Origin of the sequence: Cohnella baijiui (assembly GCF_020731285.1) — a bacterium.
GTDB lineage: Bacteria > Bacillota > Bacilli > Paenibacillales > Paenibacillaceae > Cohnella.
Genome location: NZ_JAJFOW010000007.1, coordinates 63,620 through 89,008, shown reverse-complemented (window position 1 = coordinate 89,008; position 25,389 = coordinate 63,620). Strand labels below are relative to the sequence as shown.

28 protein-coding genes are annotated in these 25,389 nt (G+C 61.6%); 5 read left to right on the top strand and 23 right to left on the bottom strand.

The genetic code is table 11. The features are described from left to right. Window positions 1-12: 12 nt before the first annotated feature. The 9 genes from LKX83_RS09930 to LKX83_RS09890 form a co-directional block, all read right to left on the bottom strand. A complete protein-coding gene (locus LKX83_RS09930; RefSeq protein ID WP_227882023.1) occupies window positions 13-834 on the bottom strand; it encodes a SpoIIIAH-like family protein in 822 nt (273 codons plus the stop codon). A gap of 43 nt (window positions 835-877) precedes the next feature. Then, complete coding sequence (gene spoIIIAG, locus LKX83_RS09925; protein WP_227882022.1) at window positions 878-1,534, bottom strand: stage III sporulation protein AG; 657 nt, start codon at window positions 1,532-1,534, stop codon at window positions 878-880. Window positions 1,535-1,553: 19 nt separating this feature from the next. Beyond that, window positions 1,554-2,297: a stage III sporulation protein AF gene (locus LKX83_RS09920; RefSeq protein ID WP_227882021.1), complete on the bottom strand. Its 744-nt coding sequence runs from the start codon at window positions 2,295-2,297 to the stop codon at window positions 1,554-1,556. A 25-nt stretch (window positions 2,298-2,322) separates the two neighbouring features. After that, a complete protein-coding gene (spoIIIAE, locus tag LKX83_RS09915) occupies window positions 2,323-3,630 on the bottom strand; it encodes a stage III sporulation protein AE (protein ID WP_227882020.1) in 1,308 nt (435 codons plus the stop codon). A gap of 26 nt (window positions 3,631-3,656) precedes the next feature. Continuing rightward, a complete protein-coding gene (gene spoIIIAD, locus LKX83_RS09910) occupies window positions 3,657-4,046 on the bottom strand; it encodes a stage III sporulation protein AD (RefSeq protein ID WP_227882019.1) in 390 nt (129 codons plus the stop codon). A 12-nt stretch (window positions 4,047-4,058) separates the two neighbouring features. Continuing rightward, complete coding sequence (spoIIIAC, locus tag LKX83_RS09905; protein ID WP_019007235.1) at window positions 4,059-4,262, bottom strand: stage III sporulation protein AC; 204 nt, start codon at window positions 4,260-4,262, stop codon at window positions 4,059-4,061. A gap of 16 nt (window positions 4,263-4,278) precedes the next feature. Continuing rightward, window positions 4,279-4,794 (bottom strand): stage III sporulation protein SpoIIIAB, encoded by a 516-nt coding sequence (gene spoIIIAB / locus LKX83_RS09900; RefSeq protein ID WP_227882018.1) that lies wholly within the window; start codon window positions 4,792-4,794, stop codon window positions 4,279-4,281. Beyond that, window positions 4,787-5,929, bottom strand: coding sequence for a stage III sporulation protein AA (gene spoIIIAA / locus LKX83_RS09895; RefSeq protein ID WP_227882017.1), 1,143 nt, complete (start codon window positions 5,927-5,929; stop codon window positions 4,787-4,789). The genes spoIIIAB and spoIIIAA overlap by 8 nt, the downstream gene beginning before the upstream one ends. Window positions 5,930-6,087: 158 nt before the next feature. Beyond that, the gene (locus LKX83_RS09890) at window positions 6,088-6,351 is read right to left on the bottom strand and encodes a YqhV family protein (RefSeq protein ID WP_227882016.1); all 264 of its coding nucleotides are present in this window, start codon (window positions 6,349-6,351) and stop codon (window positions 6,088-6,090) included. Between the two features lie 164 nt (window positions 6,352-6,515). On the opposite strand from LKX83_RS09890, the gene comA reads away from it, so the two are divergent. Both comA and LKX83_RS09880 read left to right on the top strand, forming a co-directional pair. Next, on the top strand, window positions 6,516-7,334 hold the full coding sequence (comA, locus tag LKX83_RS09885) for a phosphosulfolactate synthase (protein ID WP_227882015.1): 819 nt from the start codon (window positions 6,516-6,518) through the stop codon (window positions 7,332-7,334). A gap of 211 nt (window positions 7,335-7,545) precedes the next feature. After that, the gene (locus tag LKX83_RS09880; protein ID WP_227882162.1) at window positions 7,546-8,004 is read left to right on the top strand and encodes a DUF441 domain-containing protein; all 459 of its coding nucleotides are present in this window, start codon (window positions 7,546-7,548) and stop codon (window positions 8,002-8,004) included. An 81-nt stretch (window positions 8,005-8,085) separates the two neighbouring features. On the opposite strand, the gene LKX83_RS09875 is transcribed toward LKX83_RS09880, so the two are convergent. From LKX83_RS09875 to LKX83_RS09855, 5 genes are all read right to left on the bottom strand, one after another. Next, window positions 8,086-9,339, bottom strand: a complete 1,254-nt coding sequence (locus LKX83_RS09875; protein WP_227882014.1) for an aspartate kinase — start codon at window positions 9,337-9,339, stop codon at window positions 8,086-8,088. Window positions 9,340-9,621: 282 nt separating this feature from the next. Further along, the gene (gene efp, locus LKX83_RS09870; protein WP_227882013.1) at window positions 9,622-10,179 is read right to left on the bottom strand and encodes an elongation factor P; all 558 of its coding nucleotides are present in this window, start codon (window positions 10,177-10,179) and stop codon (window positions 9,622-9,624) included. Between the two features lie 36 nt (window positions 10,180-10,215). Then, window positions 10,216-11,292 (bottom strand): M24 family metallopeptidase, encoded by a 1,077-nt coding sequence (locus LKX83_RS09865; RefSeq protein ID WP_227882012.1) that lies wholly within the window; start codon window positions 11,290-11,292, stop codon window positions 10,216-10,218. Next, the gene (aroQ, locus tag LKX83_RS09860) at window positions 11,282-11,767 is read right to left on the bottom strand and encodes a type II 3-dehydroquinate dehydratase (protein ID WP_227882011.1); all 486 of its coding nucleotides are present in this window, start codon (window positions 11,765-11,767) and stop codon (window positions 11,282-11,284) included. The genes LKX83_RS09865 and aroQ overlap by 11 nt, the downstream gene beginning before the upstream one ends. 131 nt (window positions 11,768-11,898) lie before the next feature. Then, window positions 11,899-12,423, bottom strand: a complete 525-nt coding sequence (locus LKX83_RS09855; RefSeq protein WP_227882010.1) for a YqhR family membrane protein — start codon at window positions 12,421-12,423, stop codon at window positions 11,899-11,901. A gap of 184 nt (window positions 12,424-12,607) precedes the next feature. Between LKX83_RS09855 and LKX83_RS09850 the strand changes: the two genes are divergently transcribed. After that, on the top strand, window positions 12,608-13,561 hold the full coding sequence (locus tag LKX83_RS09850; RefSeq protein ID WP_227882009.1) for a DUF1385 domain-containing protein: 954 nt from the start codon (window positions 12,608-12,610) through the stop codon (window positions 13,559-13,561). Between the two features lie 37 nt (window positions 13,562-13,598). After that, window positions 13,599-13,925, top strand: coding sequence for a hypothetical protein (locus LKX83_RS09845; RefSeq protein ID WP_227882008.1), 327 nt, complete (start codon window positions 13,599-13,601; stop codon window positions 13,923-13,925). A gap of 75 nt (window positions 13,926-14,000) precedes the next feature. Here LKX83_RS09845 and LKX83_RS09840 read toward each other — a convergent pair whose 3' ends face one another. The 8 genes from LKX83_RS09840 to yidD form a co-directional block, all read right to left on the bottom strand. Continuing rightward, complete coding sequence (locus LKX83_RS09840; RefSeq protein WP_227882007.1) at window positions 14,001-15,008, bottom strand: patatin-like phospholipase family protein; 1,008 nt, start codon at window positions 15,006-15,008, stop codon at window positions 14,001-14,003. A gap of 136 nt (window positions 15,009-15,144) precedes the next feature. Continuing rightward, window positions 15,145-15,567, bottom strand: coding sequence for a transcriptional regulator MntR (gene mntR, locus LKX83_RS09835; protein ID WP_227882006.1), 423 nt, complete (start codon window positions 15,565-15,567; stop codon window positions 15,145-15,147). Between the two features lie 202 nt (window positions 15,568-15,769). After that, window positions 15,770-16,480, bottom strand: coding sequence for a cytochrome c biogenesis CcdA family protein (locus tag LKX83_RS09830; protein WP_227882161.1), 711 nt, complete (start codon window positions 16,478-16,480; stop codon window positions 15,770-15,772). Between the two features lie 52 nt (window positions 16,481-16,532). Further along, the gene (locus LKX83_RS09825) at window positions 16,533-17,333 is read right to left on the bottom strand and encodes a metal ABC transporter permease (RefSeq protein WP_227882005.1); all 801 of its coding nucleotides are present in this window, start codon (window positions 17,331-17,333) and stop codon (window positions 16,533-16,535) included. A gap of 6 nt (window positions 17,334-17,339) precedes the next feature. After that, entirely contained in the window at window positions 17,340-18,122 is a 783-nt protein-coding gene (locus LKX83_RS09820; RefSeq protein WP_227882004.1) for a metal ABC transporter ATP-binding protein, read from the bottom strand. A 43-nt stretch (window positions 18,123-18,165) separates the two neighbouring features. Next, window positions 18,166-19,110, bottom strand: coding sequence for a metal ABC transporter solute-binding protein, Zn/Mn family (locus tag LKX83_RS09815; protein WP_227882003.1), 945 nt, complete (start codon window positions 19,108-19,110; stop codon window positions 18,166-18,168). Between the two features lie 158 nt (window positions 19,111-19,268). Then, a complete protein-coding gene (metG, locus tag LKX83_RS09810; RefSeq protein ID WP_370639056.1) occupies window positions 19,269-21,308 on the bottom strand; it encodes a methionine--tRNA ligase in 2,040 nt (679 codons plus the stop codon). 476 nt (window positions 21,309-21,784) lie between these two features. After that, window positions 21,785-22,036, bottom strand: a complete 252-nt coding sequence (yidD, locus tag LKX83_RS09805; protein ID WP_227882002.1) for a membrane protein insertion efficiency factor YidD — start codon at window positions 22,034-22,036, stop codon at window positions 21,785-21,787. A gap of 141 nt (window positions 22,037-22,177) precedes the next feature. Here yidD and LKX83_RS09800 point away from each other — a divergent pair, with 141 nt between their 5' ends. Beyond that, window positions 22,178-23,044 carry a YitT family protein gene (locus tag LKX83_RS09800; protein ID WP_227882001.1) on the top strand — a complete coding sequence of 289 codons (867 nt, stop codon included), beginning with the start codon at window positions 22,178-22,180 and terminating at the stop codon, window positions 23,042-23,044. 95 nt (window positions 23,045-23,139) lie between these two features. On the opposite strand, the gene LKX83_RS09795 is transcribed toward LKX83_RS09800, so the two are convergent. Then, the gene (locus tag LKX83_RS09795; protein WP_227882000.1) at window positions 23,140-25,104 is read right to left on the bottom strand and encodes a stalk domain-containing protein; all 1,965 of its coding nucleotides are present in this window, start codon (window positions 25,102-25,104) and stop codon (window positions 23,140-23,142) included. Between the last annotated feature and the right edge of the window lie 285 nt (window positions 25,105-25,389).

Genomic DNA, 25,389 nt, shown 5'->3' with positions numbered 1-25,389 from the left:
GCGGTCCGGCCTTTATTGGATGTACTTGATGGAGATACGGTCCGGGGTCACGTCGAGCTCCTTGGTGGCGAGCGAAACGATCTTCACCGCTTGCTTGACTTCGAGTTTGTCGGCCTGGACGACGATCTTGTAGTTGTTGTCGTCCTCTTCGACGACCGCGTTCGGATAGTCGCCGACAAGCTTCTCTTCGAGGCTCGTGATGCGCTGCTCGACCATGTCGATCCGGCTTTGCTCCTCGATGGCCGCCGCCGCTTCCTCAGGCGTCGCCTTGGAGGTGGCGGCAAGGATCGCGTTCAGTTCTTCCAGGCGCTTGGACACTTTGATTTCCCGCTGCAGTTGGGCGTTGTCGAAGTATTCGCGTCCCGTCAGGTTCGTCATGCCTTTGAGCACTTCTTGATCCGCGGGCGCGGACCCGCCATCCTTGCCGGCGTTCGGCGATGCCGATGCGTCCTTGTCTTTTTCGGGAGATGCGGCAGCGTCCTTGCCCGACTCCGGCGAAGCGGCCGGATTCGAGCTCGCGTCAGGCGAAGCCGGCGCGTTCGCCCCGGCGTCCGGCGCGGCCGACGCGTCCGGCGAAGATGCGGCGTCCTTGCCGTCGCCGCTCGTTTGGGGCGCGTTCGCGCCGTCCGGGCTATCCACGTCCGTCACCTCGATGCCGTCCGCGTTCACCTTGCCGGATGCTTTGGCGGCGTCCGGGTCGAGCGTCTCCTGCTGCTGCGCCTGGCCGACAGGCTTGCCGGCGGGGGCGTCTTCGGTGAACAGATAGTAAGCCGAGAGAATCACCATGAGAGAAAGCATCGAGACGAGCCAGATCGTTTGCCGTTTGTTGTTCATCGCAATTTGACCTCCTAATGTAGGCGTTTGGGATGGGTGGACCTTATAGCTTGCGCGGGACGACGGAGATCCGGTGAATCGGAACGTCCAGCCCGCTTGCTATCGCTTCGGCGATCATTCGGCGCACGGTCGCGTTGTCCGCGCCTTTGGCCACGATGAGCACCCCGCGGATTCGGGGTTTGATCTTCTTGACGACGATGGGAGATTTGCCTCCCGATACTTCGTAGAGGACGACTTGACCGTCCGAGGTCACATCCGTAATGTGGCGGTTGGCCCCGTTCTTGTCCGTCTCGTCGGTAATCTGCTGCGTTTTTTTCTCATTCAGCTGAACGACGGTCTCTTCCGTCGACTCCACGGTAACCATCACGTCGACGGTGCCGACGCCTACGATATGCTCCAGCATTTCCTTCAAGCGGCTGTCCAGCTGCGATTCGATCTCGGCGAACGGATCGTCTTTGCCGTCTCCCGCACCGAGGAAAGCTGTCTCCTGCGTCTGCGGCGGCCCATCCGAGTCGTGCGGCGGATTGGTGTTCGGTCCGTTCGGCGACTCGACGGTCTTTACGTTCAAGTAGGACGCGACGAGAAGGAGCACGGCGCCGATCAAACCGATAAGCACAAGCCAGCGGAACGCCTTGACCCGTTTCGGCCCGCCCGGACCGCCTCCGATGAACGCCTCCAATTGCTGCAGCCATTTCGCCATGGCACACCCCCTCCCGTCGTTAGTACGCGTCGCCTGCCGCCGGCCGCGTCACCTTGATGGCGTCCGTCCGAATCCCGAACCGGGCTGCGACGATCGCCGCCACGCGGTTTCGTTCGGCCTGATCCGCCTCGGTCGGCTCCGCCGTTTGCGAGGCCGCCGGAACCGCCTCTCGCCCGTCCGGCTGTCCGGCTTCGCCGTCCGTTGCCGGCGCGCCGATCTCGATGTCGGGCAGTTCCACCCGGATCGGCGCGACCGGTCGGATCTCGCCCGGGGCGGAACCGTCGTTTCCCTTCCCGCCGTCCGCCCCCGCAGGAGCATCGCCGAGTTGGACCGTGACACCCGTAGCCGTCATGGCGCCGTCCGGTTGCCCGGCGAGCGCGACCGTCACCTTGTCGACCCGAAGCCCGGTTTCCTGTTCGACCGTCGTCCGGATCTCGCCTTCCAGCATGACTGCGGCCAGCCGTGAGGCCTGATCGTCCCTGGACGCCCGCAGTCTTCCCGCATCCGCTTCGATCTGCGCGAGCTGGTTCGGCGCCGTGTCCGGCTGCCGCTCGACCGCGGCGATGCCCGCGGAGAGCTTCGCCCCGAAGTCTCCTTTGATCCATTGCAGCATCGGCGCCGCGATCGTCAGCAGGATGAACAGGCCGGCGACGAGGCGGACGTACCGCTGCATCGCCCGGTTCGGCAGAAGCAGGTCGATCAGCGAAGCGAGCAGGACGACCGCCACCACCTGCTTGAGCCATCCGGACAGCGCCACCATCATGCCGGCTTCCCCCTCTCCGATCCCGCTATCGCATGAGGAGCGACGCGTTTCCCGCCGTCAGGATGATCGTGACCGCGAGGAAGAACATGAGCCCGACCGATGCAAGCGCGGCGAACACGTAGATGAGCGTCTTGCCGATCGTCTGCAGGCATTGCACGATCGGCGTGTCGCCGAGCGGCTGCAGCACCGCCGCCGAGACGTTGTAGATCAGCGCCAGCGTCAGGACTTTGATCGCGGGGAAGGCGCAGAGAAAGAGCAGGATCGCGACGCCGGCGAGGCCGACGGCGTTCTTCACCAACATGCTTGCCGACAGGACGGTGTCCGCCGCGTCCGAGAACATTCGGCCGACGACCGGGACGAAGTTGCCGGTGACGAACTTGGCCGTCCGCATCGCGATGCCGTCAGCCACGGCACCCGTCGCGCCCTGGATCGAGAGCACCCCGAGGAACAGGGTGAGCATGCCGCCGAGCAGTCCGACGGATATGGTGCGCAGCAGGTTGGCGAGCTGCGTCAGCTTGAAGCGGTCGGAGATCGTGCTGGTCAGGTGCAGCACCGCCGAGAAGAACAACAGTGGGAAGACGACCAGATGAATGACCGTGCCGATCGTGTGGATCATGAACACGATGAGCGGATGCAGCACGGCCACCGTCGTCACGCCCCCGGTACTCGCGAGAAGCGTCAGCAGGAGCGGCACCATCGAGAGCATGAACTGCACCATGCTGCCGATCGCGTCGGCCGCGTAGGTCGTCGCCGTGCGAAAGCTGTTGACGGCGATGATCAGCAGCACCATGTAGGCCACCGCATAAGCCACCCGGCTGACCGCGTTGCGCTCGAATGCGCTCTGCATCGTCTCCAGGATCATCGTAAAGATCGCGAGCAGGACGATCGTCACGAGCAGCTTGCCGCTGTACAACACTTCATGCAGGAAGAAGCGGGCTAGGCCGACGAGCGCGTGCTTCATCTCCCAGCCCTGGCCCTGCGGAAACATGAGCGCCTTGAGATCCGGCACCTGGCCGTCCGGGAAATAGCCGCCGTACTGGCTCCGCAGCCGATCCCAGAACTGCTCGATCTGCGTCATGTCCAGCTCGCCCGACTGCTGTTCGGCCAGATCGCCGGCGAGCCGGCCGCCCTGCGCTTCCGCGCCCGGCGTTGCTTCGGGCGCAACCTGCGCTTCGTAGACGGACGTCCCGCTCCCGCCGGCGCCCGCCTCCCGCTGCGCGTCCTGTGCGCTGGCGAATACCTGCGACGGCAACAGCGATAGCAGCATGGCCGACATGAGCAGCAGGAACGGCAGCCATCCCGATCCGCGCGCTTGCCAGAGCCGGCGACTCATCCGCTCCCCCTCCTGTCCGCTCTTGTTCACGCCGGCAGCAGGCCGAGCACCGTCTCGATGATGACGCTGATAATCGGCACCGCCATGACGAGAATGAGCATCTTGCCGGCGAATTCAATCTTGGATGCGACGCTCTCCATCCCGGCGTCCCGCACGATCTGCGCGCCGAATTCCGCGATGTAGGCGATCCCGATAATCTTGAGCATCGTCTTGAGGTACACCGTCTGGATACCGGATCGGTCCGCAAGCTCCTCGAGCACCGTGACGACCCCTTCAATCCTGCCGATCAGCGCGAGGAAGACCGCGACGCCGAAGAAGGCGGCGAGCAGGAAGGCGAACATCGGCTTCTGTTCGCGGATGACGAGGATGAGAACGGTTGTGAGCAGGCCGATGCCGACGATCTGAAGAATGTCCACCTTCTCACCCGCTTACTGGAACAAGAAAATCGTCTTGATCTCTTGAAACAAATCGTTAAGCAGTCGCACCACCATGAACAGCACGACGACGAACCCGATGACCGTGACCCAATGTGCCATGTCTTCTTTGCCCATCTGTTTCAGCACGGTATGGATCATGGCGACGATGATGCCGATGCCGGCGATTTGGAAAATGGTGCTGACGTCGATGTTCATGGATACGGGCCCCCTACTACATCATGAGGATGACGACCAGGGCGGCCGCGAGCACCCCCAGACTTCGACTCAGCTTCTCGTACCGCTGCTGATCTTCCCGCGCTGCCGACTCTTCCGCTTGGAGCTGGTGCATCGCCAGGCGCAGGTGCTTTAATTGATCCTCCCGGCCGCTCGCGCCGAGCGTTCCGCCGAGCCGAAGCATCGCGTCGCGTTCCGCGGCCCGCATCGCCGTCGCGGACCATCCCGCCCGGAACGTCTTCTCCCAGCAGGCCTGCACCGTCTCTCCGCCCGACCGCAGCGACGCGGCCGTCCCCGCGAACAGACCCGCGAGAGGCGGCGGCAGCACCTGGGCAATCCGGGCGAGGGCTTCGGGCAGCGGCGTTTGCCCGTATCCGATCTCCGTCTCCATCCGCTGCAAGGCGTGCAGGAGTTGGCGGATCTGACGAGGGCGCTCCGCGAACCGAGCTGCCTGGACGAAGCCGATCATCGTCCCCGCGAACAGTACCAGCGCTGCGCCGATCAGCTTAAGCACGGCCGCTCTCCTCCTTCGCCTCGGCATCCGGCGACCGGATCGGCGGCAGCTGACGAGGCTTGATCGACCATCGCGTTCCGGCCGGTTCGTCCGGCTGCGCGACGGTCGGTGCGGGCGGCGGCGACGGCGCGTCGCGCGGCCCGGCCCATGTCCGCCTCCCCGCCTTGCGCCCCCTCAGCTCCGCCGCTTCCTCGGCCGAGTAGATCCGATGCTGCACCCGGCCGTTCGACCGGGAGAGTAGGACGTAGGCGCTGAACATGCCTTCTTGCGCCAGTTGGGCGAGCACGGGCCTCGCGAACACGTCGTCCAGATCGATCGCGTGCGCCGTCGCCAGCACCCGGACGCCGGCATGCAGCGCTTCGGTCAGCGCGTACGCGTCCTCCGGCCGTCCGATCTCGTCCACCACGACGACTTCCGGCGACATTGATCGGACGAGCATCATGAGGCCTTCGGCCTTCGGGCAGGCGTCGAGCACGTCGCTGCGCGGTCCGAGGTCGAACGTCGGCACCCCGCGCTCGCATGCCGCGATCTCGGAACGCTCGTCGACGATGCCGACCTTGCGCCCGCCCCAATCCGCCGCTGCCGGATGGTGCCAGTCGCCGGCGCTGATCGCGCGGGCCAGATCGCGAAGCATCGTGGTCTTCCCCTGCTGCGGGGCGGAGACGATCAGCGCGTGGCGGACCGTCCGTGCTTCGCGATCGAGCAGGTTCGGCAGCAGTTCGGCCGCGCAGCCCGTCCGCGCCCGGGCGATCCGGACGTTGAAGCTGGCGACGTCCCGCAGGTGGCGGACGGCGCCGCCCTCCAGCACGGTGCGGCCCGCGAGCCCGATGCGGTGGCCGCCGGCGACGGTCACGAATCCGCGCCTCAGCTCCTCTTCCACCGCGTATAACGAATGGTTGGTCACTCTTTCGAGCAGCGCCCGGCACGTTTCCCGGTCGGGCCTGTAGGCGGCACGGGGGTCGTCCGACACGGTGCCGTCCGCCCGTACAAAGGCGAATCGGCCCCCGAATCCGATCTCGAGCGGACGGCCCTCCCGAATGCGGATCTCTTCCAGCGTCTCTAGCAGCAAAGCCGGCAATCGCTCGATGGCGGCGCGCAATTCGGCGGGCAGCAAGGCGAGCAGGTCCAGCGGCATCGGGATCCCCCTTCCCGGAAGTTGTCCTGTCTTAGCTGTTTCATATGTATGCTTGGACGACTTGAATATGACTCCTTGGACCGCATTTTTGCGATAATGAGAGAATCGTCATTCCGCGTTCTTGCGCCTCGCCGGCGGCTTTTAAAATGATAGAGTCGTTATTTTTTGAGAATGCCGACGAGCAGACACGAGACCCCGACCGCCACCCACACGAACTTCGCGGGCGACAGCTTGTCCGACAGGCCGACCAGGCCGATCGTCGTCGTGGCGATGAGTACCATCGGACCTACCAGCGCCAGCATGGAATTGACGGCGAGCGCCTTGGTCACGTCGTTGAACTTCAGCATGACGAGCGCCGCGGTCAGCTCGATGCTGCCCGACAGCAGGCGCAGAACCGCCATGCTGAAGACCGTTTTGTCCAAGCGATTTCCTCCTTCCTCGATCCTCACGTTGGTCTGCGGTCTATTCTATGCGTCCTTGTCGGACAACTTGCCGTTTTTCGCGGCCCGCGAGACTTCGCATTCGCCGGGCACCGGCCCATGGGCGCCTGCATATCATGCAGTACCTTTCACAAGGAGCGCTGATCATGGATATCCAAATCGAATCGCAGTGGCATCCGCTCTTGTCCGATCCGAGCGAGAGCCGGCGTCCGAAGCCCCGGGAAGCGGGACGGACGATGGTCATGGACAAAGGACTCGGTCCGAACGCTTTTGAAGACTTGCTGACGACGGCTAGCCCTTACATCGACTTGATCAAATTCGGCTTCGGCACGTCGCCGCTCTATCCGCTGCCGATGCTGCGGGAGAAGATCGCTTCCGCGCAGAAGCACGGCATCGCCACGTTTCCGGGGGGAACGCTGCTCGAGGCCGCCGTCCGACTGGACGTGATCGACGCCTTCTTCCGCTCGGCGCTGGAGCTCGGCTTCGATGCCGTCGAGGTGTCCGACGGGACGATCGCGATGGATCGGAGGACGCGCGACGCGCTGATTCGGCAGGCGGGACAGTATGGCTTCCGCGTCTTTACCGAATACGGCAAAAAGCTGTCCGGCTCGCGCATCTCGCTCGACGACTTGTGCCGTACGGCGGAGCGGGATCTGCTCTGCGGCGCCGAAGCGGTTACGGTCGAAGCGCGGGAATCCGGCGTCGGGGTCGGATTGTTCGACGAGGAGGGCAATTGCCGGGAGGAAGAACTTCGGGAGATCGTGCGCCGCATTCCGGACACGGCCAGGCTGATGTGGGAAGCGCCGCAAAAGGAGCAGCAGGCGCACCTGCTGCGGACCCTCGGGTCCGATGTCAATTTGGGCAACGTTTCGCCTCAGGATGCGTTCGCTCTGGAGACGCTTCGACGCGGATTGCGATCGGATACGTTCGGGATGCACCCCATCGTCGCGGATTACGAGATTTAAATCGATGTTCGAATGCGGAAAGCCCGGCGGATCTTCGGATCTTCCGGGCTTTCGCGCGAGATGGGGTCCGCGGTGCCGAGGCGCCATTCGCAGACGGGGGATCGGAGGCGTCCGTTCTAAGCCGGAGGCCGGTCCTCATATCGTAGTAGCATGTACAAGAAACGGCGGCGATCCGCGGAAAAAGGGAAGTGAAACGACGATGTACGGTGCGATGAACGGGGATTGGGTGCTGGTCGCGCTCATCGTGATCGGGCTGATAGGCCGCTCTCCGATCATTACGACGGCCGCTTGCGTGCTGCTCGTCGTGAAGCTCGTTCACCTGGAGCGCTATTTGCCCGCGATCGAGCGGCGCGGACTGGAGCTTGGCCTGCTATTCCTAACGATGGCCGTGCTCGTGCCGTTCGCGGCGGGCAGAGTTCAGGTCAAGGACGTCATGAACATGTTTTCGAGCTGGATCGGCTGGGTGGCGCTCATCGGGGGAACCATCGCCGCGTATTTGAACGGCAAAGGCCTCGATCTGCTCAAGGCCGATCCACAAATGATCGTGGGCCTCGTCATCGGCTCGATTGCGGGCATCGTATTTTTGCGCGGCGTGCCCGTGGGTCCGCTCATGGCAGCGGGGATCACCGTCGTCATCTTGAAGGGGATCCACTTCTTCCTCGGCAAGTAGAACGACCAAGCCCCGGCGGCAGACGGCAAAAAACCGCGCAAGCCTTTCGGCCCGCGCGGCGATAGGAGTCCCTGTTTGCGATTAGCGGCGGTCTTGCGGACCGCCGACAATGACGGAATCGGCCGTATCGAGGCCGTATGCCGTGTGCAGCGCGCGCACGACGTCCTGCAGCGGCTCGGCTGCGATGACGCACGAGCACTTGATTTCCGAGGTGCTGACCATCTTGATGCTGACGCCGGCTTTGGAGATAACGTCGAACATTTTGGCGGCGACGCCCGGATTCGAGACCATGCCCGCGCCGACGATGGATACTTTGACGAGCCCTTCTTCGTAGGTCGCTTCGTCGTAAGGCACCTTCGCCCTCACGTTCTCAATCACATCGAGCGCGCGGCCTCTGTCCGCGAGCGAGACGGTGAACGCGAAGTCGGCCTTGCCGTTCGACACGCCGCTTTGCACGATGATGTCGACGTCGATGCTTTCATTCGCCAGCGCGCCGAAAATGTTGGCCAGTACGCCCGGTTCGTCCAGCACGCCCAAAATGCTGATGCGCGCCACGTTTTTATCGAAAGCGATGCCGCTCACGACCACTCCCTGTTCCATTGCCGCTTCCTCCCTCACGAGCGTTCCTTCGTTTTGCGTGAAGCTCGAGCGAACCACGAGATTCACCTTGTAGTGCTTCGCGTATTCGACGGCGCGCGGATGGAGCACCGCCGCGCCCAGATTCGCCAGTTCCAGCATCTCGTCGTACGAGATGACGTCCAGCTTGCGCGCGCACTTGACGACGCGGGGGTCGGTCGAATACACCCCGTCTACGTCGGTATAGATCTCGCAGACGTCCGCCTTCAGCGCCGCCGCGAGGGCGACTGCCGTCGTATCCGAGCCTCCGCGGCCGAGCGTCGTAATCTCCCCGTCTTCCGTCATGCCCTGGAAGCCGGCGACGATGGCGACGTTACCCTCGTCGAGCGCGGCGAACAAGCGGGTCGGCGTAATATCGGAGATCCGGGCTTTCCCGTGCACCGCTTCGGTCACGATGCCCGCCTGCCAGCCGGTAAACGACTTGGCGGCGTGACCCAGTTTATGAATGGTCATCGACAGCAGCGCGACGGAAATCTGCTCTCCCGTCGTGAGCAGCATATCCATTTCCCTGGCGGGCGGCTGGCCGTTCAGCTCAAGGGACTTGTCGATCAGATCGTCCGTCGTATCCCCCATGGCGGACACAACGACGACGACGCGGTGGCCCTGCAGCTTTTTCTCTACGATCCGCTGCGCCACGCGCTGCATCCGTTCCGTGGTGCCGACGGAACTGCCGCCGAATTTCATCACGATTAACGACAACGCGGTTTCACTCCTCACCAAAAACTCTGCATACAGCATTATATTATAGCATAAGTACATAGACCCAGAAACCAAGAAAATAAACGGTTCATCCAGTTTCGGCATCGGACGGGTAGATCGGAAGGCGAGAGAGAAGGCGAGAGAGAAGGCCCTTGCGTTTTTGGATCGTTGGCGGAGAAGAAAAACGCAGGTATTTAAAGGGAACATTCTGGGGCGGAACGCAAAGAGCCCCTTCCCGCTCGGGGCGGGACGGGGCTCTCTCTTGCCTAGCCGTCGCTTGGATTAAGCGCGAGAAATGTACTTGCCTTCGCGGGTGTCGATCAGCAGCACGTCGCCTTCGTTAATGAAGAGCGGCACTTGCACGTTGTGGCCCGTCTCGAGGCGAGCGTTCTTCGTGGCGCCGGTCGCCGTGTTGCCTTTGATGCCCGGCTCGGTCTCAACGACCTTCAGGTCGACGTTGTTCGGCAGGTTGATGCCGAGGATCTCGCCTTGGTAGCTCGTGATGTTCACGGTCATGTTCTCTTTGAGGAAGTTGATCTCCCACTCGAGCTGCTTCTTGTCCAACGTGAATTGGTCGTAGGTTTCGTTGTCCATGAACGTATATTCGGAGCCCGAGTTGTACAGATATTGCACCGCACGGTTCTCAACATGCGCCCGCGTCACGTTCTCGCCCGCGCGGAACGTTTTTTCGAGGACGTTGCCGTTGCGCAGGTTTTTCAGCTTGGAGCGGACGAAGGCCGCACCTTTGCCCGGCTTGACGTGCTGAAAGTCAATGACGGTGCAGAGGTCTCCATCCACTTCGATGGTCAGACCCGTTTTAAAATCGTTAACGGAAATCACTGCAAAAATTCCCTCCTGTGGAAGCGTGGCTTTCCCTTATTCCAGAACGATCAGTTCCTTCGGGGAATGCGTAAGTATTTTAACCCCGGTGTCCGTCAACACGACGTCGTCCTCGATCCTTACTCCGCCGAATCCGGGGAGATAAATGCCGGGTTCGACGGTCACGACGTGACCGGGGGATAAAATCGTGTCGGCCGCCAGATGCGACAGTCTCGGCGCCTCATGGATCTCCATGCCGATGCCGTGGCCCGTCCCATGGCCAAAATGGTCACCATAACCATACCGCGTGATGATATCTCTCGTCAAGGCGTCGCCTTCGCGTCCCGTCATGCCGGGCTTCAAATGCTCGAGCGCGTAAAGCTGCGATTCGAGCACGATCCCGTAGATTTCGCGATGCTTGTCGCTGGCGGGTCCGACGACGACCGTCCGCGTCAGGTCGGAGACGTACCCTTGATAGGAAGCTCCGTAATCCAGCGTGACGAACTCGCCGCTGCCGATGACGCGGTCGCTCGCCACGCCGTGCGGCATCGCCGAGCGCTCGCCGGACGCCACGATCGTCTCGAACGACGTCCCCGAAGCGCCCAGACTCCTCATGAAAAATTCGAGCTCCAGCGCGATCTGGCGCTCGGTAACGCCCGGCTTCAGATGCGAGAGAATATGGGCGAACGCCTGATCCGCGATGTCCGCGGCATCCTGGATGACGGCGATCTCTCCCTCGTCCTTCACCATCCGGAGCTGCTCGACCGGCATCCCAGCGGGGATCAGCTCGACCGGCTGAAGCTGCTCGCGGATGGAGGTGTAGGCGGCGAACGTCACATGCTGATCTTCGAAGAGCAGCTTGGCGACGCCCCATTTCTTGAGCAGCTCGGCCACGGTGGCGTAAATGCCCGCCGCATGTTCGACGATTTCGAATCCGACCGCCTGCTGAGGCGCCTGCTCCCGATAACGGAAGTCCGTCAGCAGCGCCGCGTGACTCTCCGTGACGAGCACGACGCCGGAAGACCCGGTGAATCCGGTCAAGTACCGGCGGTTCACGGCGTTCGTGATCAGAATGGCTTCTCCCCCGAGCGACGACAGCAGCTCTCTCAGTCGCCGTACGCGATTATTCGGCATGTCCCGCACCCCCATGTGTTAGATGTTGCGCCTCTTGTTGATCGGTTATGTACTGCAGCAGGGCCTCCAGCCCCAATTCGTACCCGTGCGCGCCGAAGCCCGCGATCTGACCGACGCAGACCGGCGCGGTCAGCGACTTGTGCCGGAACGGCTCGCGCTTGTAGACGTTGGACAGATGCACCTCAACGGCCGGCAGCCCGACGGACGCGATCCCGTCCCGCAGCGCGACGCTCGTATGGGTGAACGCGCCCGGATTGATCAGGATGCCGTCCCGGCGTCCGTATGCCGCATGGATCTCGTCCAGCAAGGCGCCTTCGTGGTTCGATTGAAAAAAGTGCAATTCCGCTTGCAGACGCTCCCCCGCCGCCCGCAGCCGCGTCTCGATGTCCTGCAGCGTCGAGCTGCCGTAGACGCCGGGCTCGCGGATGCCGAGCATGTTCAGGTTCGGCCCGTTCAATACTAGAATGCTTCGCATTCCCTGATCCCCTCCGCTGATGACGACGGCGGTCCCGGGGCGACGGACGTGCCGGGACCGCCATATCCTGCGTCATGTTCATCCGTTATTGTAGCATAGCGGACGGGGATCGGGCCACTGTCCTCGCCGTCTCAGGACGCGGGCTGCGGCTGCTCTCCGGAATCGGCCTTGGCCGGTTCACGGGCCGACTCGTCATGAAATTCGAAGGCGTAGCTGTAGCCGATAAACAAACCCCAGACGACGTACAGGCACAGCTCTGAAAAGATACTGTTCCACCCGATCGTCCGCAGTGGCGGAATCGCGCCCGTCGCCGGTCCGATCCCGAACAGCAGCGCCCACCAAGCCAGTCCGAACCAGAAGCCTGGCCAGGGACCGGCTAGCTTGCCCAGCAGCAGCCAGTAGACAAACGCGGCGACGATGGTCATGAGGACGAACATCCCGAGCCCCGCCAGATGCCACCCGAACGTATTCAACGACGCCCGTTTGATCCACGGATCCGCCAAAAACGCTTGCGGGACCTTGGTGAAACTCAGCGCCACGGCCAGCCACCGCGCCAGACCCCAGATGACGCCGCCGCATACGCCGAGGATCAGGACGAACAGGGCCGGGGGCATCGTGCGGGGCGCTTCGCCGCTTTGGCGCTCCTTTTTCTCCATCGCATTTCCTTCCTCCCGGGCCGATAATCGGCATTTCCAATAGTATGATCGCCCCGCATCCTAATTAATCGGCAGGAGGCGAGCTGGCCCGGCGCTACCGGTGGCAAATCGGATGTTTATCCTGTAAAATAAGGGGTAACTAGAGGCCTAGGCTTCCAGAGATTGACGAGAGATGGTGAATCGCGTGGCAGAACAATCAACCGCCGTTTACGGGGGACAAGCCGTCATCGAGGGCGTCATGTTCGCCGGACGAAGCGTGCACGTGACGGCCGTACGGCGGAAAAATCAAGAGATCGCGTTTTACGAGGTGCCAAAGAAGCCCTCCCGAAACGGATTGCTGACGGCGCTCAAGAAAATTCCGTTTGTCCGGGGGATCGTCGGCATCGTCGAATCCGCCGCCAAAGGCTCGCAGCATTTGAACTTCTCCGCAGAGGCGTACGCCGAGGACGAATCGGATGCCGAAGGCGCGGAGAAAACCGGGGAGAAGGAAAAGGAAAAGTGGAGCCTCTCCATGATTCTGGGTGTCGCGGTCGTCGGGGTGCTTTCCTTCGTCGTCGGTAAATTAATTTTCGTTTCCGTGCCCGCTTTTTTGGAAAGCGTGATCTTCGGACACGCATTCTCGAATAAAATATTGCACAACCTCCTTGAAGGCGCCATCAAGATCGCATTGCTGCTCTTTTACCTTTGGTTCATCTCGAAGACGCCGCTCATGAAGCGGTTGTTCCAATACCACGGCGCCGAGCACAAGGTCATCAGCGCCTACGAGGCGGGAGCCGAGCTGACCGTCGACAACGTGCAGAAGTTCACGCGCCTGCACTACCGCTGCGGCAGCAGCTTCATCATTTTCACAGTCCTGGTCGGCGTCGTTCTCTATTCGTTTCCGATTTTCTCCTGGGACACCATCTGGGAGCGGATCTGGATGCGCATCGTGCTGCTGCCCGTCGTCATCGGCATCTCGTACGAGGTACTCCGTTGGACCAACGCGCTGCGGGATATTCCGGTGCTCCGCTATCTCGGCTACCCGGGTCTTTGGCTTCAGCTGTTGACGACCAAAGAGCCGAACGACGACCAGGTGGCGGTTTCCATCGCATCGTTCAACCGGATGCGGGAGCTGGATCGCAGCGCTCAGGTTTCGTAGGCCGGTCGTTCACTTTGACATGAAGGAGGCGTTCCACATGGGTACGCAGAGAAGGATCAGCCCTTTCCTGGTTGTACTGATCGTCCTGATCGCCATCGGTTTGTTCGGGCAGATCCAACAAGGAGCGCTTGGTCTCCTCATTCCGGTCGCCCTGATCGCGATCGTCTGGCTGCTGTACAAATTCCCACCCTCCCGCTTCGCCCGCGGCGGCTCGTCCCGGTCCGCCTATCACCGCGCGGCCGTCCAGAGCCGAAAGCGGCAGCAGTCGCGCGCCGAAGCCGACAAGCCGAGACGCCGCCAGATGCCGTTCCGCGTCATCGAAGGCAACAAAAACCGCGACGACGAACCGCCTCCTTATCACTAAACGTTTCAGGCGCAAGCGCCGCCCCTCTCCCGGGGCGGCGCTTTATTGTTGCGGGGACGAACCGCGACGCACAGGTTACTTCCTGAAGTTCACCCGCGGTCCCGCCCCATCGCCGCGCCGTTCCGGAGGCTGCTCGATATCCAGCGGGATGGTGCACGTCCGGCGGTCCATTCGGCCGAAGTAGGATTGCCCGGCTTCGAAGCCGGATTGATAGAGCGCCTCCATCTGTTCCGCAGTCGGATGAAACTCCGTCGTTCGAACGCCCATCGTCGGGATCTTGATCGTGCGAATGCGGTTGTCCTTTTCGATATACCTTTCGTCGTGAGCGCTCAGCATCGTTTCGAACATGGCGTAAAACATGGAGAACGGCCCGCCGATCCGATGTCCGCGCGGGTTCGGCCGGCCGACCATCTGAAAGCCGAGCACCGGCAGCGAGCCGCCTTCTCCTTCGTCCTGTTTGAACACCCATAGCGGAAAGTTGCTGAGCAGGCCTCCGTCGACAATATAGGAAATTTTGACGAATTCGGGCCTCAGCCGCTTCCCCAATCGAGGCCTCATCGGTTGACGGATAATGACCGGATCGAAGAAATACGGAATGCTCGCGCTCATACGGATCGCCTTGGCGACGCTGAAGCGCATCGGATCGATCCCATAATCCGCGATGTCTTCGGGCAGGACGAGAAGCTTTCCGTTCGTGATGTCGGAGGCGATGATCCGCAGTTTGCAGTGAGGCAGGTCGCCGAAGGTGCGAATGCCTTTGGCCGCCAGCAGTTGCGACGCCCAAAGCTGGAGCGCGTCCCCGGCGTACAGCCCCTTTCGCAAAAAAAGCCGGACGACGGGCCCGAGCACCTTGACGTTGAAGATCGGCGCGCGCTGCAAAAACTTGGAGAACGGCATGGCGGAGATAATCTCCCTCATTTCCGTAGCCGTATAGCCCGCGGCGGTAAGGGCGGCCACGATGCTTCCGGCCGACGTGCCCGCCACCTGGTGGAACGATACGCCGGCAAGCTCCGCCGCGCGCACCGCTCCGGCGAGCGAGATGCCTCTGACGCCCCCGCCCTCGAAAACCCCGTTTACCTTCATCCCGCATCCCACCCGCGCATGTCGTGTCGCTCCATGCATATGCGGGGTTCGCCTCCCTTAACACCCGCAAAACCCGTGGGGAGTGGCGCCATTCATTTTCCGCACATAAAAAAACGCCCGCGCAGGCGGACGTTGTTCATTCCGTATCCAATTCCGCGCGGATGCGCTTCAACTCTTCGGAGCGAGAAGCGTCGCGGTTGAAATATTCGACGAGCGTCTCGATGCAGGTGATGGAGTCCCAGCTCAGATGATGTTCGATTCCTTCAACGTCTTTGTAGATGTTTTCCTCCTGGACGCCGATCGTCTGCAGGAACGATTCCAGCAGATGATGACGGTCGACCAGCCGCTTGCCGATTTTCTTTCCTTTGTTGGTCAATACCAGACCGCGATATTTCTCGTAGATCAGGTAATTGTCCTTGTCCAGCTTCTGGATCATCTTCGTGACGGACGATGGATGAACCTCCAGACCTTCCGCGATATCCGAGACCCGCGCATACCCTTTCTCGTCGATCAAACGGTAGATGCGCTCCAGATAATCTTCCATACTTGGCGTCGGCACCGCGTATTCCCCTTTCCCGACCGTTGACTGCTCTTAGTATCATACACCGCCGAAAGGGACGAGGGCAAGCGCGCCAAGGGAAGATCAACCAACCGCCTGCCCCGGATGTCCCCCCTTCCCCCGTCGTACACGAGGAGCAAAAAGCCCGCCTTCCGCTGCGAATGCGGGGCGGGCTTTGGTGCGCCGATCGTCTGGATCGCGATCAGAACTTCAACCAGTTCGGCGTAATCGAGTTCAGCCAGATGGTCACGTACGTCATGCGGTCGGTGAACAGCAGTACACCCATGACGATCATGAGCGCGCCGCCGATCTTCATCAGCCGATTGGAGTACTTCAGAATCCAGCGCGTCGAACCGAGGAAAAACGCCAGTACGAAAAAAGGAACGCCGAATCCGAGCGAATAAGCGGCCGTCAGCGTAGCCCAAGTGCCGGGTTCGCTTGCGGCCATGAGCAAAATCGAGCCGAGAATCGGACCGACGCACGGCGACCAGCCCGCCGAAAAGCCGACGCCGAAAATAAACGAGCCGATGTAGCCGGCCGGACGCCAACTTACGTTCAGCTTGCGCTCCTTCAGCAAGAGCTGCGGCTGGAAGATGCCGAGTAAAAACAGTCCCATCAGGACGATCAGTATGGCCGATATCTGGCGAATGACGTCCTGGTATTCGCGGAACGTCATGGCGAATGCGTTGGCCGTGTAGCTCAGCGTAAAAAAAACGAAGGAAAACCCGAGAATGAAGAAAAACGTGTGCGCCATCGTCTTGGCGCGTACTTCACGGCTGGAGTCCGTTTTCAGCTGGCTGACCGAGATGCCGGTAATATAAGAAAGATAAGACGGGTACAGCGGCAGACAGCACGGCGAGATAAAGGAAGCCAGCCCCGCGAAAAAGGCGATGCCGACGTTTAGCTGACTCAGAGCGGACCCCTCCTTCGATTTCGAACTCCCCTATGTACGGCGGAGAGGGCCGCTAGACGCGCGCGGCGCGCGTCGTCAGCGACCCGAGCAAAATAACGATCAGCAGCAGGACGATCGTGCCGCCCGGCGCGAGATTCCACAACCCGGCCATCCACAGCCCGGCGATGACCGCGACCTCCCCGATCGCCACGACGATTACGACCGCTTGGCGAAAGCTCCGCGCGAGCGCCAGGCCGCAGGCGGCCGGAATCGTGAGCAGCGCCGAAACGAGCAGTGCACCGACGATCTTGATCGAGGCGCTGATCACGAGCGCCGTCAGAATGCTGATCAGGATGTTGAAGTATCGGACCGGAAGACCGCTGACCGAAGCCGCGTCCTCGTCGAACGTCAGCAGGAACAGCTCTTTCTTGAGCAGCAGGACGACGGCCAGGACGATCGCGGTCACGACGCCGATGACGATCAGATCGGTCGTGTCGAGCGTGTAGATGCTGCCGAACAAATACGAATTGACGTTCAGGTTAAACCCTTTGCCCAACGTGAACAGGATCGACGCGAGTGCGATCCCGCCCGACATGATGATCGCGATGGACAGCTCGGCGAAGCTCCGGTACTTGCGCCTAAGCGCTTCGATCCCGAACGAGGCGGCGATCGCGAAGACCAAGCCGACGGCGACCGGATAGACGTTGATCAAAAAGCCGAGCGCGACGCCGGCGATGCTCACGTGCGACAGCGTGTCTCCGATCATCGCCAGCCGCCGCAGCACGAGGAACAATCCCATGAGCGGCGCGGTCACCGCGATCAGCACGCCGCCGATCAGCGCGCGCTGAAAAAATTCCGCCGTCAATATATCCAAACCGACTTAGCCTTCTTTCCGTAAGGTGTGCACCAAATCCGTCTCCGCGCAATCCTCGAGATCATGGGAATGCCGGACGAAAAACGACAGTTTGCCGCTCGATGCCTTTGGCCGCTCGCCGAGATAGCCGCGGATCATGTCCAGGTCGTGGGACACCATGAGGAACGTCATGTCGTGATGTTGATGCATATGCTTGATCAACTGGAAAAAATTCAGCTGCGTCTCGCTGTCGATCCCGACCGTCGGCTCGTCCAGGATGAGCAGCTTCGGGTTGTTGATCAGCGCCCGAGCGAGAAAGACGCGCTGCTGCTGTCCCCCGGACAGCTCGCCGATGCGCTTGTCCGCCAGGTCGGGAATGTCGAGCGTATCGAGCGCGTCCGCCGCGCGGTCGAGGTCGGCCTTGGTAAGCCGGCGCAGCAGCTTGCGCCGCCCGTAGAGCCCCGACATCACCACCTCCCGGACGGTGGCCGGGAATAGCGGGTTAAAGTGATTGCGCTGCGGCACGTAGCCGATCAGATGCCAATCCTTGAACCGGCCGGCCGGCGTTCCGAACAGCCGAATCTCGCCCCCCTGCGGCTTCGTCAGTCCGACGATCATGCGCAGAAGCGTCGTTTTGCCGGCGCCGTTCGACCCGATCAGTCCGACGAAATCACGCTCCTGCACGCCGAAGATGACGTTGTCGAGCACCTGCTGCGAACCGTACGCGTACGAGACCTTGTCGAGCGTCACGATTTCGCGATGGCATCCCGCCGCGCCGCCGACCGCAGGCCGCTCAAGCCGTTCCTCCATGGTTGTCCCTCCTCTCTCCCGATTTCCGAACGTTGCGTCTTATTCATTGTAAAGCCTTCAGCAGATTTTGCAAATTCCGTTCCATAAGTGTCACGTAATCGTCACCGGCCTTCTCTTCCTCGCTCGTGAGCCCTTCGACGGGATTGAGCACCATCGTGCCGACATTCGCCTCTTGGGCGAGCGTCTTGGCGATCCGGTCGGAGACGAGCTCCTCGAAGAAAATCGTCTTGACGCCGTTGTCCTTTACGAACTGGGCGATCTTGAGCAGATCCTGTGCGCGCGGTTCGGCGTCCGGGGACAAGCCCATGACGGCCGTCTGGGTAAGGCCGTAGTCCCGGCACAGATAGCCGAATGCCTGGTGGGACACGACGATGTCGCGCTTGCTCACACCGGCGAGGCTGTCTGCGTATTTGCGATCCAGCTCCCCCAGCTTGCCCTTCAGCGCCTCGTAGCGGCGCTCGTAATCGGCGCCGTGGGCCTCGTCCGCCTGCATGAACGCTTCCTTCACGTTTTCGCCCATACGGAGCATCGACTTCGGGCTCACCCACGTATGCGGATCGACGTGCAGATCGCCATGGTTGTGGCCGTCGGCATGCTCATCTTCGACTACCTCGGCATCGGCGTCGATGAGATCGATACCCTTGCTCACTTCGAGGGTCTTCGCCTTCTTGCCGGCGCCTTGCAGAAAGCCCTCCACCCAGCCTTCGAGTCCGGCGCCGTTATAGAGGAACAACTCGGCTTTGGAGGCTGTATTCAAATCCCGGCTTTTCGGCGTCCAATCGTGCGGCTCGACCCCCGTCGGGATCAGGTTGACCACGTTCGCGTCTTCGCCGCCGATCTCGGTCGCCAAATAATAGATCGGATAAAAAGTCGTCACCACGTTCAGCTTGTCGGGGGCAGACGCATCGTGCTTGCCGCCGCAAGCAGCCAGCAGCCCGGCCGCGATCAGAAGCGCGGCGCAGCCGGCCGTCCACTTACGCATGTTCATTCCGTTCCCTCGCCTTAATCGTATTTATTACGCATTGCAGTATACGCGCCTCTCTATCTCCTGTCAATAGGATGGCCGCACCCAGATCGAGCGAACAAGGAACCGTGAACGAAAAAAAAGCCCGCGCGCTCGCAAGCGGCAGGCTTTCGTTCCTTCCCTTATTTAACGACCGCGCCGTTCGGCATGCCGTCCGGCACGGTGGACAGCGTCAGCTGTCCGTCCTGGGAGGCGGCCAGGATCATCCCGTGCGACCATTCGCCGCGCAGCTTCACCGGCTTCAGATTGACGACGCAGATGACCTTCCGGCCTACGAGCTCCTCCGGCTTGTAGTGGAGCGCGATGCCCGAGACGACCTGGCGAATCTCGAAGCCGAGATCGAGCTGAAGCTTCAGCAGCTTATCCGCCTTCGGGATCGGCTCGCAGGCGACGACTTGGGCGACGCGGAGCTCGACTTTGGCGAAGTCGTCGATGTTGATCTCGTCTTTGCGATCGGCCGCTTCAGCAGCCGCGGGAGCTTGGATCGGTGCCGCGGGCTGCGCCGTCTGGCCGGCCGTCTCCGCCGCCGCGGCCGGGGCGGCCCCCCCGCCCATGATGTCTACGATCCAGGCGACCTCGCTCGCGAGCTCGAGGCGCGGGAAGAGCGCTTCGCCCTTGGATACCTTGAAACCGGCCAATGCGCCGCTCCAGGCGCGAACGCTATCCCAGGCGGTCGCCGAACCTTCGGCGATACCAAGCTGGCTCCAAATGCGCTTCGGCGTATGGGTCAGGAACGGCTGAAGCAGGATGGAGACGATGCGCAGGCTCTCGGCCAGGTGCGCCATGACCGCGGCCAGCGCAGGCCGGTTGGCCTCGTCTTTGGCAAGCGCCCACGGCTGCGTCTCGTCGATGTATTTGTTCGTGCGGCTGACCAGCGCCCACAGCGAGGACAGCGCGACGGAGAACTCCATGTTCTCGAGCGCCTGCTCCACCTTATCGACGGTGGCGGCAGCCATCTGCTCCAGATCGCTGTCGAACGCCGTCCCGCCGCCCGCAGCGGACGGAATCGCGCCCTCGAAGTATTTGTCGATCATCGCAACGGTACGGCTCAGCAGATTGCCCAGATCGTTCGCCAGATCGTAGTTGATCCGCTCGACAAAGCCTTCCGGCGTAAACGTGCCGTCCGCGCCGAACGGCACTTCGCGCAGCAAATAGTAGCGGACGGCGTCCAGTCCGTAGCGGTCGATCAGCTTGACCGGGTCCACGACGTTGCCTTTGGACTTGGACATCTTGCCGTCTTTCATGAGCAGCCACCCGTGGGCAAATACCTTCTTCGGCAGCGGCAAGTCCAGCGCCATCAGCATGATGGGCCAGTAGATCGTATGGAACCGCACGATTTCCTTGCTCATTAGATGGACGTCGGCCGGCCAGAACTTGTCATACAGCGAAGGATCGTCCGAGCCGTAGCCGAGGGCGGTAATGTAGTTCGACAGGGCGTCGATCCACACGTAGATGACGTGCTTTGGATCGCCCGGCACCGGTACGCCCCAACTGAACGTCGTCCGCGAGACGGCGAGGTCTTCGAGCCCCGGCTTGATGAAGTTGTTGATCATTTCGGTCTTGCGCGACTCCGGCTGGATGAAGTCCGGGTGTTCTTCGTAGTACGCCAGCAGCCGGTCCGCGTACTTGCTCATCCGGAAGAAGTAGGACTCCTCCTTCACGAGCTCGACCGGATGACCGCTGTCGGGGCTCTTGGCGCTGACGATCTCGCCGTTCGCGCCCCGGACGACGTCCGCGAGCTGTTTCTCGGTGTAGAAGGCTTCGTCCGGAATGCTGTACCAGCCCTCGTATTCGCCTTTGTAGATGTCGCCTTGCTCCAGCAGCTTGGCGAAGATCGCCTGAACGACGCGGGTATGCCGAGACTCGGTCGTGCGGATGAAGTCGTCGTTCGTGATCTCCAGCTTGCGCCACAGTTCCTGGATACCGACTACGATGTCGTCGACGAACTGCTGCGGCGACTTGCCCGCGTCCTTCGCCTTGCGCTCGATTTTTTGCCCGTGCTCGTCCGTGCCGGTCAGATAGCGGACGTCGAAGCCGCGCAGCCGCTTGTACCGCGCCATCGCGTCGCCCGATACCGTCGTATACGCATGGCCGATGTGCAGCTTGTCGCTCGGATAGTAGATCGGAGTCGTGAGATAAAACGTCTTGTTCGGTTCCGTCATGCCCTTCATCTCCTTCAGATATCGGTCGTCAAACCAAGTAAAAACGGCTTCGCCGTCTTCCCGGACGGCGGCACGTTTTTATCGGAGGTCATACAGAAATGGATAGGGGTAAAACTTATACATTCTGTATGACGCAAAAAACTCCCGTCCTCATGGGACGGGAGCAAAGCTCGCGTGGTACCACCCAACTTCCCTTCGCCCCGCGCGCGGGGGAAGGCTCATGCGGCCGATGACTCGGCCTGGCCGTTAACGCCGGCGGACGTCGATCGCTTGCCTCCTGCGCATCGGCGCGGAACGGGCTCGCGGGCGATCCCTCCAGGACCATCTTCGGAAGGCGGTCTATGCCGGCTCTCAGCGTTTCCCGGCTCTCTGAAATAGACCTCTCTTCGTACTCATCCCTTCATAGGGGGTTCGTTATGGGTTCGATCGGATGCGATCGGAATTGTACAAAATATACCTGACAACGCCCGCCGATGTCAAGCCGGATCCGCGTCCTTCCCGTCCGCGCCGCGCCGGGGAGGCACCGGATCGAAGCCGCCGGGGTGGAACGGGTGGCATTTGCAGATGCGGACGACGGCGAGGCAGCTCCCTTTGAGCGGTCCATGCACTTCGAGCGCTTCCAGGGCGTAGGCCGAGCAAGTCGGCGCGAACCGGCACGTCGGCGGCTTCAGCGGCGAGATGAACTTTCGGTAAAAGCGAATGGGCAACTGCAAGCCTTGGCGCAGCATGTTCTGCCCCCCCTTTGATCCTCGTACCTCTTCATCATGAACGATCCGGCGCTCTCCGTCAAATGAGCTTCGACCACGCGGCCGCATAAATCGGAGGCCGCATGCAAAAACTGCCGGATACCCAAATAGGGAGGCGTCGGCTTGTCCAGAACGCACAAGAAAACGAGCGGATGGCACACCCTCTTGAAGCTGCTGTTCATCACCGTAGGCGCGGCCATGGCCGCCGTGGCGCTGGAGTTGTTCATCGTGCCGAACGCGATGATCGACGGCGGCATCACCGGTGTCTCGATCATCTTATCGCACCTGTCCGGTTGGCCGCTCGGCCTCTTTCTATTCGTCATCAATCTGCCCTTTCTCTGGCTCGGCTTCCGGCAAGTCGGACGCACGTTCGCTTTGTCGAGCCTTTACGGGATTTCGCTCATGTCCGTCGTGACGGCGCTGCTCCATCACGTCCCCGCCTTTACCACGGAAAAGGTGCTCGCGCTCGCGTTCGGCGGGCTGATCCTCGGCACGGGAATCGGGCTCGTGCTGCGGTTTGGGGGCTCGCTGGACGGCACGGAGATCGTGGCCATCATCATCTCCCAGCAGGTGAGGATGTCGGTCGGACAGATCATTATGATCATCAACCTGTTCATCTTCATTGCCGCCGGCTTTTTGTTCGGATGGGATTCCGCGATGTATTCGATTTTCACCTACTATATCGCGTTCAAGATGATCGACATCGTCGTCGAGGGGCTCAACGAATCCAAGTCGGTCACTATCATCTCCACCGAATTTGAGGAAATCTCGGAGGCGATTATCAAGCGGCTCGGACGTACCACCACTTTCATTTACGCCAAAGGCGGATTCTTGAAAGAAGACCTGCTCATGATCTATTGCGTCGTCACCCGGCTTGAACTCGCCAAGCTGCGGTCGCTAGTGAACGACATCGACCAGCGGGCGTTCATCGCGGTCGAGCCCGTTTACGAGGTGCAAGGCGGCGACTTCCGAAAAAAAGGGATCCACTAGCGCCGCACATCCGCAAAAAGTCGAACACCCCGGCGCACATGCGGGTGGCATGTCGGACCGGGGTGGCGATAACGGCAAGCCGCGGCAGCTTTCGCTTAGCGGATCGGCAGGAACAGGATGTTCATCGGCAGGTTGGAACCGAGCGCCGTCAAGAACGAGAGGTCGACCGTCTCGTCGCTCGGACCGGTGCGGTAAAGCACGCAGACCGCGTTCGGATCGAGCAGCATGCTCGTATTCGAGACAAGCACGCTCGTATTGTTTACTTTAAAGACGCCGGAGTAGATGCCTCCCCGCGCGTTGACGGCGATGAGCGTATTCGCCTTCACCTGCACCGTCGTATGGTAGACAACGCCGAAGTTGCCCCAGTTGTTTTCGAACTGGCCAGTCAGCATGTCGCGTCCGTCCAACGCGGGATCGATCGAGTGGTCGCCGAACGGCACCCGTTGCGCCTCGGCGCCAAGCGGCTCGGCGATCGATACTTCGCGGTCCGCGCCGTGGAACGTGCCGCGGATGTGCTTGCCGTCGCGCGGAAGCACCGGCAGCGAACCGAGCGTGGCGAGCGGGTCCTTGCCGTTCTTGACGGCGAACAGCGTGAACTTCACGTCGGAGGAAGCGTTCAGGTCCGCGTAGGCGGAGAACACTTGGCCCGGCTTCAGCGGCAGCGAGCCGAGCTCCTGGGCGACCAGCTTGGTCTCGCCCGGCGCGAGGGCGATCGCGGTCGTGTCGCCTTTGTCCTGCGAGATCAGGTAGCGGCTGGCCGCCACCTTGCCCGTGTAGGCGCCGAAGCTATCGGGGCCGGCCTGGCCGCGCGCGCCCAGCGTCACCGTCGCGGGGACGGCGCTCTCGTTGGTCGCGGCGAGGTAGATCTTGAACGGTTCGGTACCGATGTTCTGGTGGTAAAGGAACAGGCGGAAGTCCCCGATCATCGAATCCCGGTACAGAACGCCTTCGCGGTCGAAGTCCTCCGGGCTGTCCGAAGCGATCAGCGCGCGGTCCGAGACGGTGTATGTATAAGGCACGGTCTGCATTTTCAGAACGTCGGCGCCGACGATCGGATATTTTTCTCCGATCGGCGTGAAACGCTGGTTGAACTGCTCCTCGGTATACATGACTTCGGAAGTGATCGTGATCGTTTTGCTAATTTCGCCTACGGCGCCGTGGCGGTCGGTCACCTTGAGGGAGATCGTCTGCGGACCTTCGGTGAAAAACGCCGGACGTTTGTTCGTCCATTCGGTGCCCGTGATCGCGTTCTCGTCGTCCGTCGATTGGTCTGTATATTGGATCGGCTCCCCGATCTTGTAGATTTCTTTGTCCGTCGCGAACGTGGCTTGCGGAGGCTGGTTCGGCGGACGCACGGTAACGGTGATGGAATAAGGCGCGCTCCAGCCGTAGGTCGCGTCCATGACGCTGCGGGTGACCGTGTACGTCCCCGGTTCGGCGAACATCGCCTCATTGCCTTCCCACCGCTCGTCGACGATCTTATCCGGAAATTGAGAGAGACTGGTGTACGTCACTTGGGTTTGCCCGGCATAGATCTCGGTCTGGTCCACCTTGAAGTCAGCCGTCGGCGCTGTGCTCCAGGCGAGGGTAACTTGCCCTTTGGTGGGTACCGACAGCTTCGAACCGGTCAGATTGGACCACATCCGCACCGGAATCATCAGACTTCCTTTTTGATTGTACGACTTGCCGGCCGCGTCCACTTTTTTGCCGTTCAGCGAGAATGTCGTCGAGCCCGCCTTCATGCGAATTTCGGTCGTCCCCTGGACGGCGATCGATTCCTTCGTCCCGACGTCGTAGCGGACCGAGTAGCCGTAGCGCGCGGCCAACGAGCTGAGCGGCGCATAGGTTACGCCGGCGACGACGGCTGTCGGTTGAGCCGTGGGATAGACGACTCCGTTCAGCGTAAGTTGGGCTTTGTTGGCGGTGAGCGTGAGGATGTTGCCCGTGGTTGACGTCGCATCGTACGTGCCTTCCGCATGCACCGGCGGGACTGCCGCGGCGAGCAGCGAGGCGCCGGCGAGCAGCGTCAGCAGGCGCTGTTTCTTTGCATTCCATGCCATTCAGGTGATTCTCCTTTGCTTTGGGAAAAAAATAATAGAATGAGTCCGATCGATCGGATGAGGAAGCCGTTCCCCGCGACTTCGCGCGGGAACACACGATGGGATAGACGAAAAATGGCGACAAAAGTTGCGATTGCCCCCCGCATCCGACATGAAATGTTCACAATCCGTCGAATCGGCGGCTGCATATGACGAACAGAAAGGGCCTCCATCTCCGCGGCCAAGCGGAGATGGAGGCCCTTCTTGAAACGAAACGGCAAAACATGCGATGCCGCGGACGGCGCC

Bases quoted from the DNA above. Each gene is read 5' to 3' on its own strand.
- LKX83_RS09930 (WP_227882023.1), bottom strand. From the start codon at position 834: ATGAACAACAAACGGCAAACGATCTGGCTCGTCTCGATGCTTTCTCTC.
- metG (WP_370639056.1), bottom strand. From the start codon at position 21,308: ATGACGGAACCGAACAAGACGTTTTATCTCACGACTCCGATCTACTAT.
- aroQ (WP_227882011.1), bottom strand. From the start codon at position 11,767: ATGCGAAGCATTCTAGTATTGAACGGGCCGAACCTGAACATGCTCGGC.
- yidD (WP_227882002.1), bottom strand. From the start codon at position 22,036: ATGCTGCGCCAAGGCTTGCAGTTGCCCATTCGCTTTTACCGAAAGTTC.
- LKX83_RS09920 (WP_227882021.1), bottom strand. From the start codon at position 2,297: ATGATGGTGGCGCTGTCCGGATGGCTCAAGCAGGTGGTGGCGGTCGTC.
- LKX83_RS09815 (WP_227882003.1), bottom strand. From the start codon at position 19,110: ATGAACATGCGTAAGTGGACGGCCGGCTGCGCCGCGCTTCTGATCGCG.
- LKX83_RS09840 (WP_227882007.1), bottom strand. From the start codon at position 15,008: ATGAAGGTAAACGGGGTTTTCGAGGGCGGGGGCGTCAGAGGCATCTCG.
- spoIIIAG (WP_227882022.1), bottom strand. From the start codon at position 1,534: ATGGCGAAATGGCTGCAGCAATTGGAGGCGTTCATCGGAGGCGGTCCG.
- LKX83_RS09820 (WP_227882004.1), bottom strand. From the start codon at position 18,122: ATGGAGGAACGGCTTGAGCGGCCTGCGGTCGGCGGCGCGGCGGGATGC.
- LKX83_RS09795 (WP_227882000.1), bottom strand. From the start codon at position 25,104: ATGGCATGGAATGCAAAGAAACAGCGCCTGCTGACGCTGCTCGCCGGC.
- LKX83_RS09845 (WP_227882008.1), top strand. From the start codon at position 13,599: ATGGGTACGCAGAGAAGGATCAGCCCTTTCCTGGTTGTACTGATCGTC.
- spoIIIAE (WP_227882020.1), bottom strand. From the start codon at position 3,630: ATGAGTCGCCGGCTCTGGCAAGCGCGCGGATCGGGATGGCTGCCGTTC.
- LKX83_RS09880 (WP_227882162.1), top strand. From the start codon at position 7,546: ATGAACGGGGATTGGGTGCTGGTCGCGCTCATCGTGATCGGGCTGATA.
- spoIIIAA (WP_227882017.1), bottom strand. From the start codon at position 5,929: ATGCCGCTGGACCTGCTCGCCTTGCTGCCCGCCGAATTGCGCGCCGCC.
- comA (WP_227882015.1), top strand. From the start codon at position 6,516: ATGGATATCCAAATCGAATCGCAGTGGCATCCGCTCTTGTCCGATCCG.
- spoIIIAC (WP_019007235.1), bottom strand. From the start codon at position 4,262: ATGAACATCGACGTCAGCACCATTTTCCAAATCGCCGGCATCGGCATC.
- LKX83_RS09855 (WP_227882010.1), bottom strand. From the start codon at position 12,423: ATGGAGAAAAAGGAGCGCCAAAGCGGCGAAGCGCCCCGCACGATGCCC.
- LKX83_RS09865 (WP_227882012.1), bottom strand. From the start codon at position 11,292: ATGCCGAATAATCGCGTACGGCGACTGAGAGAGCTGCTGTCGTCGCTC.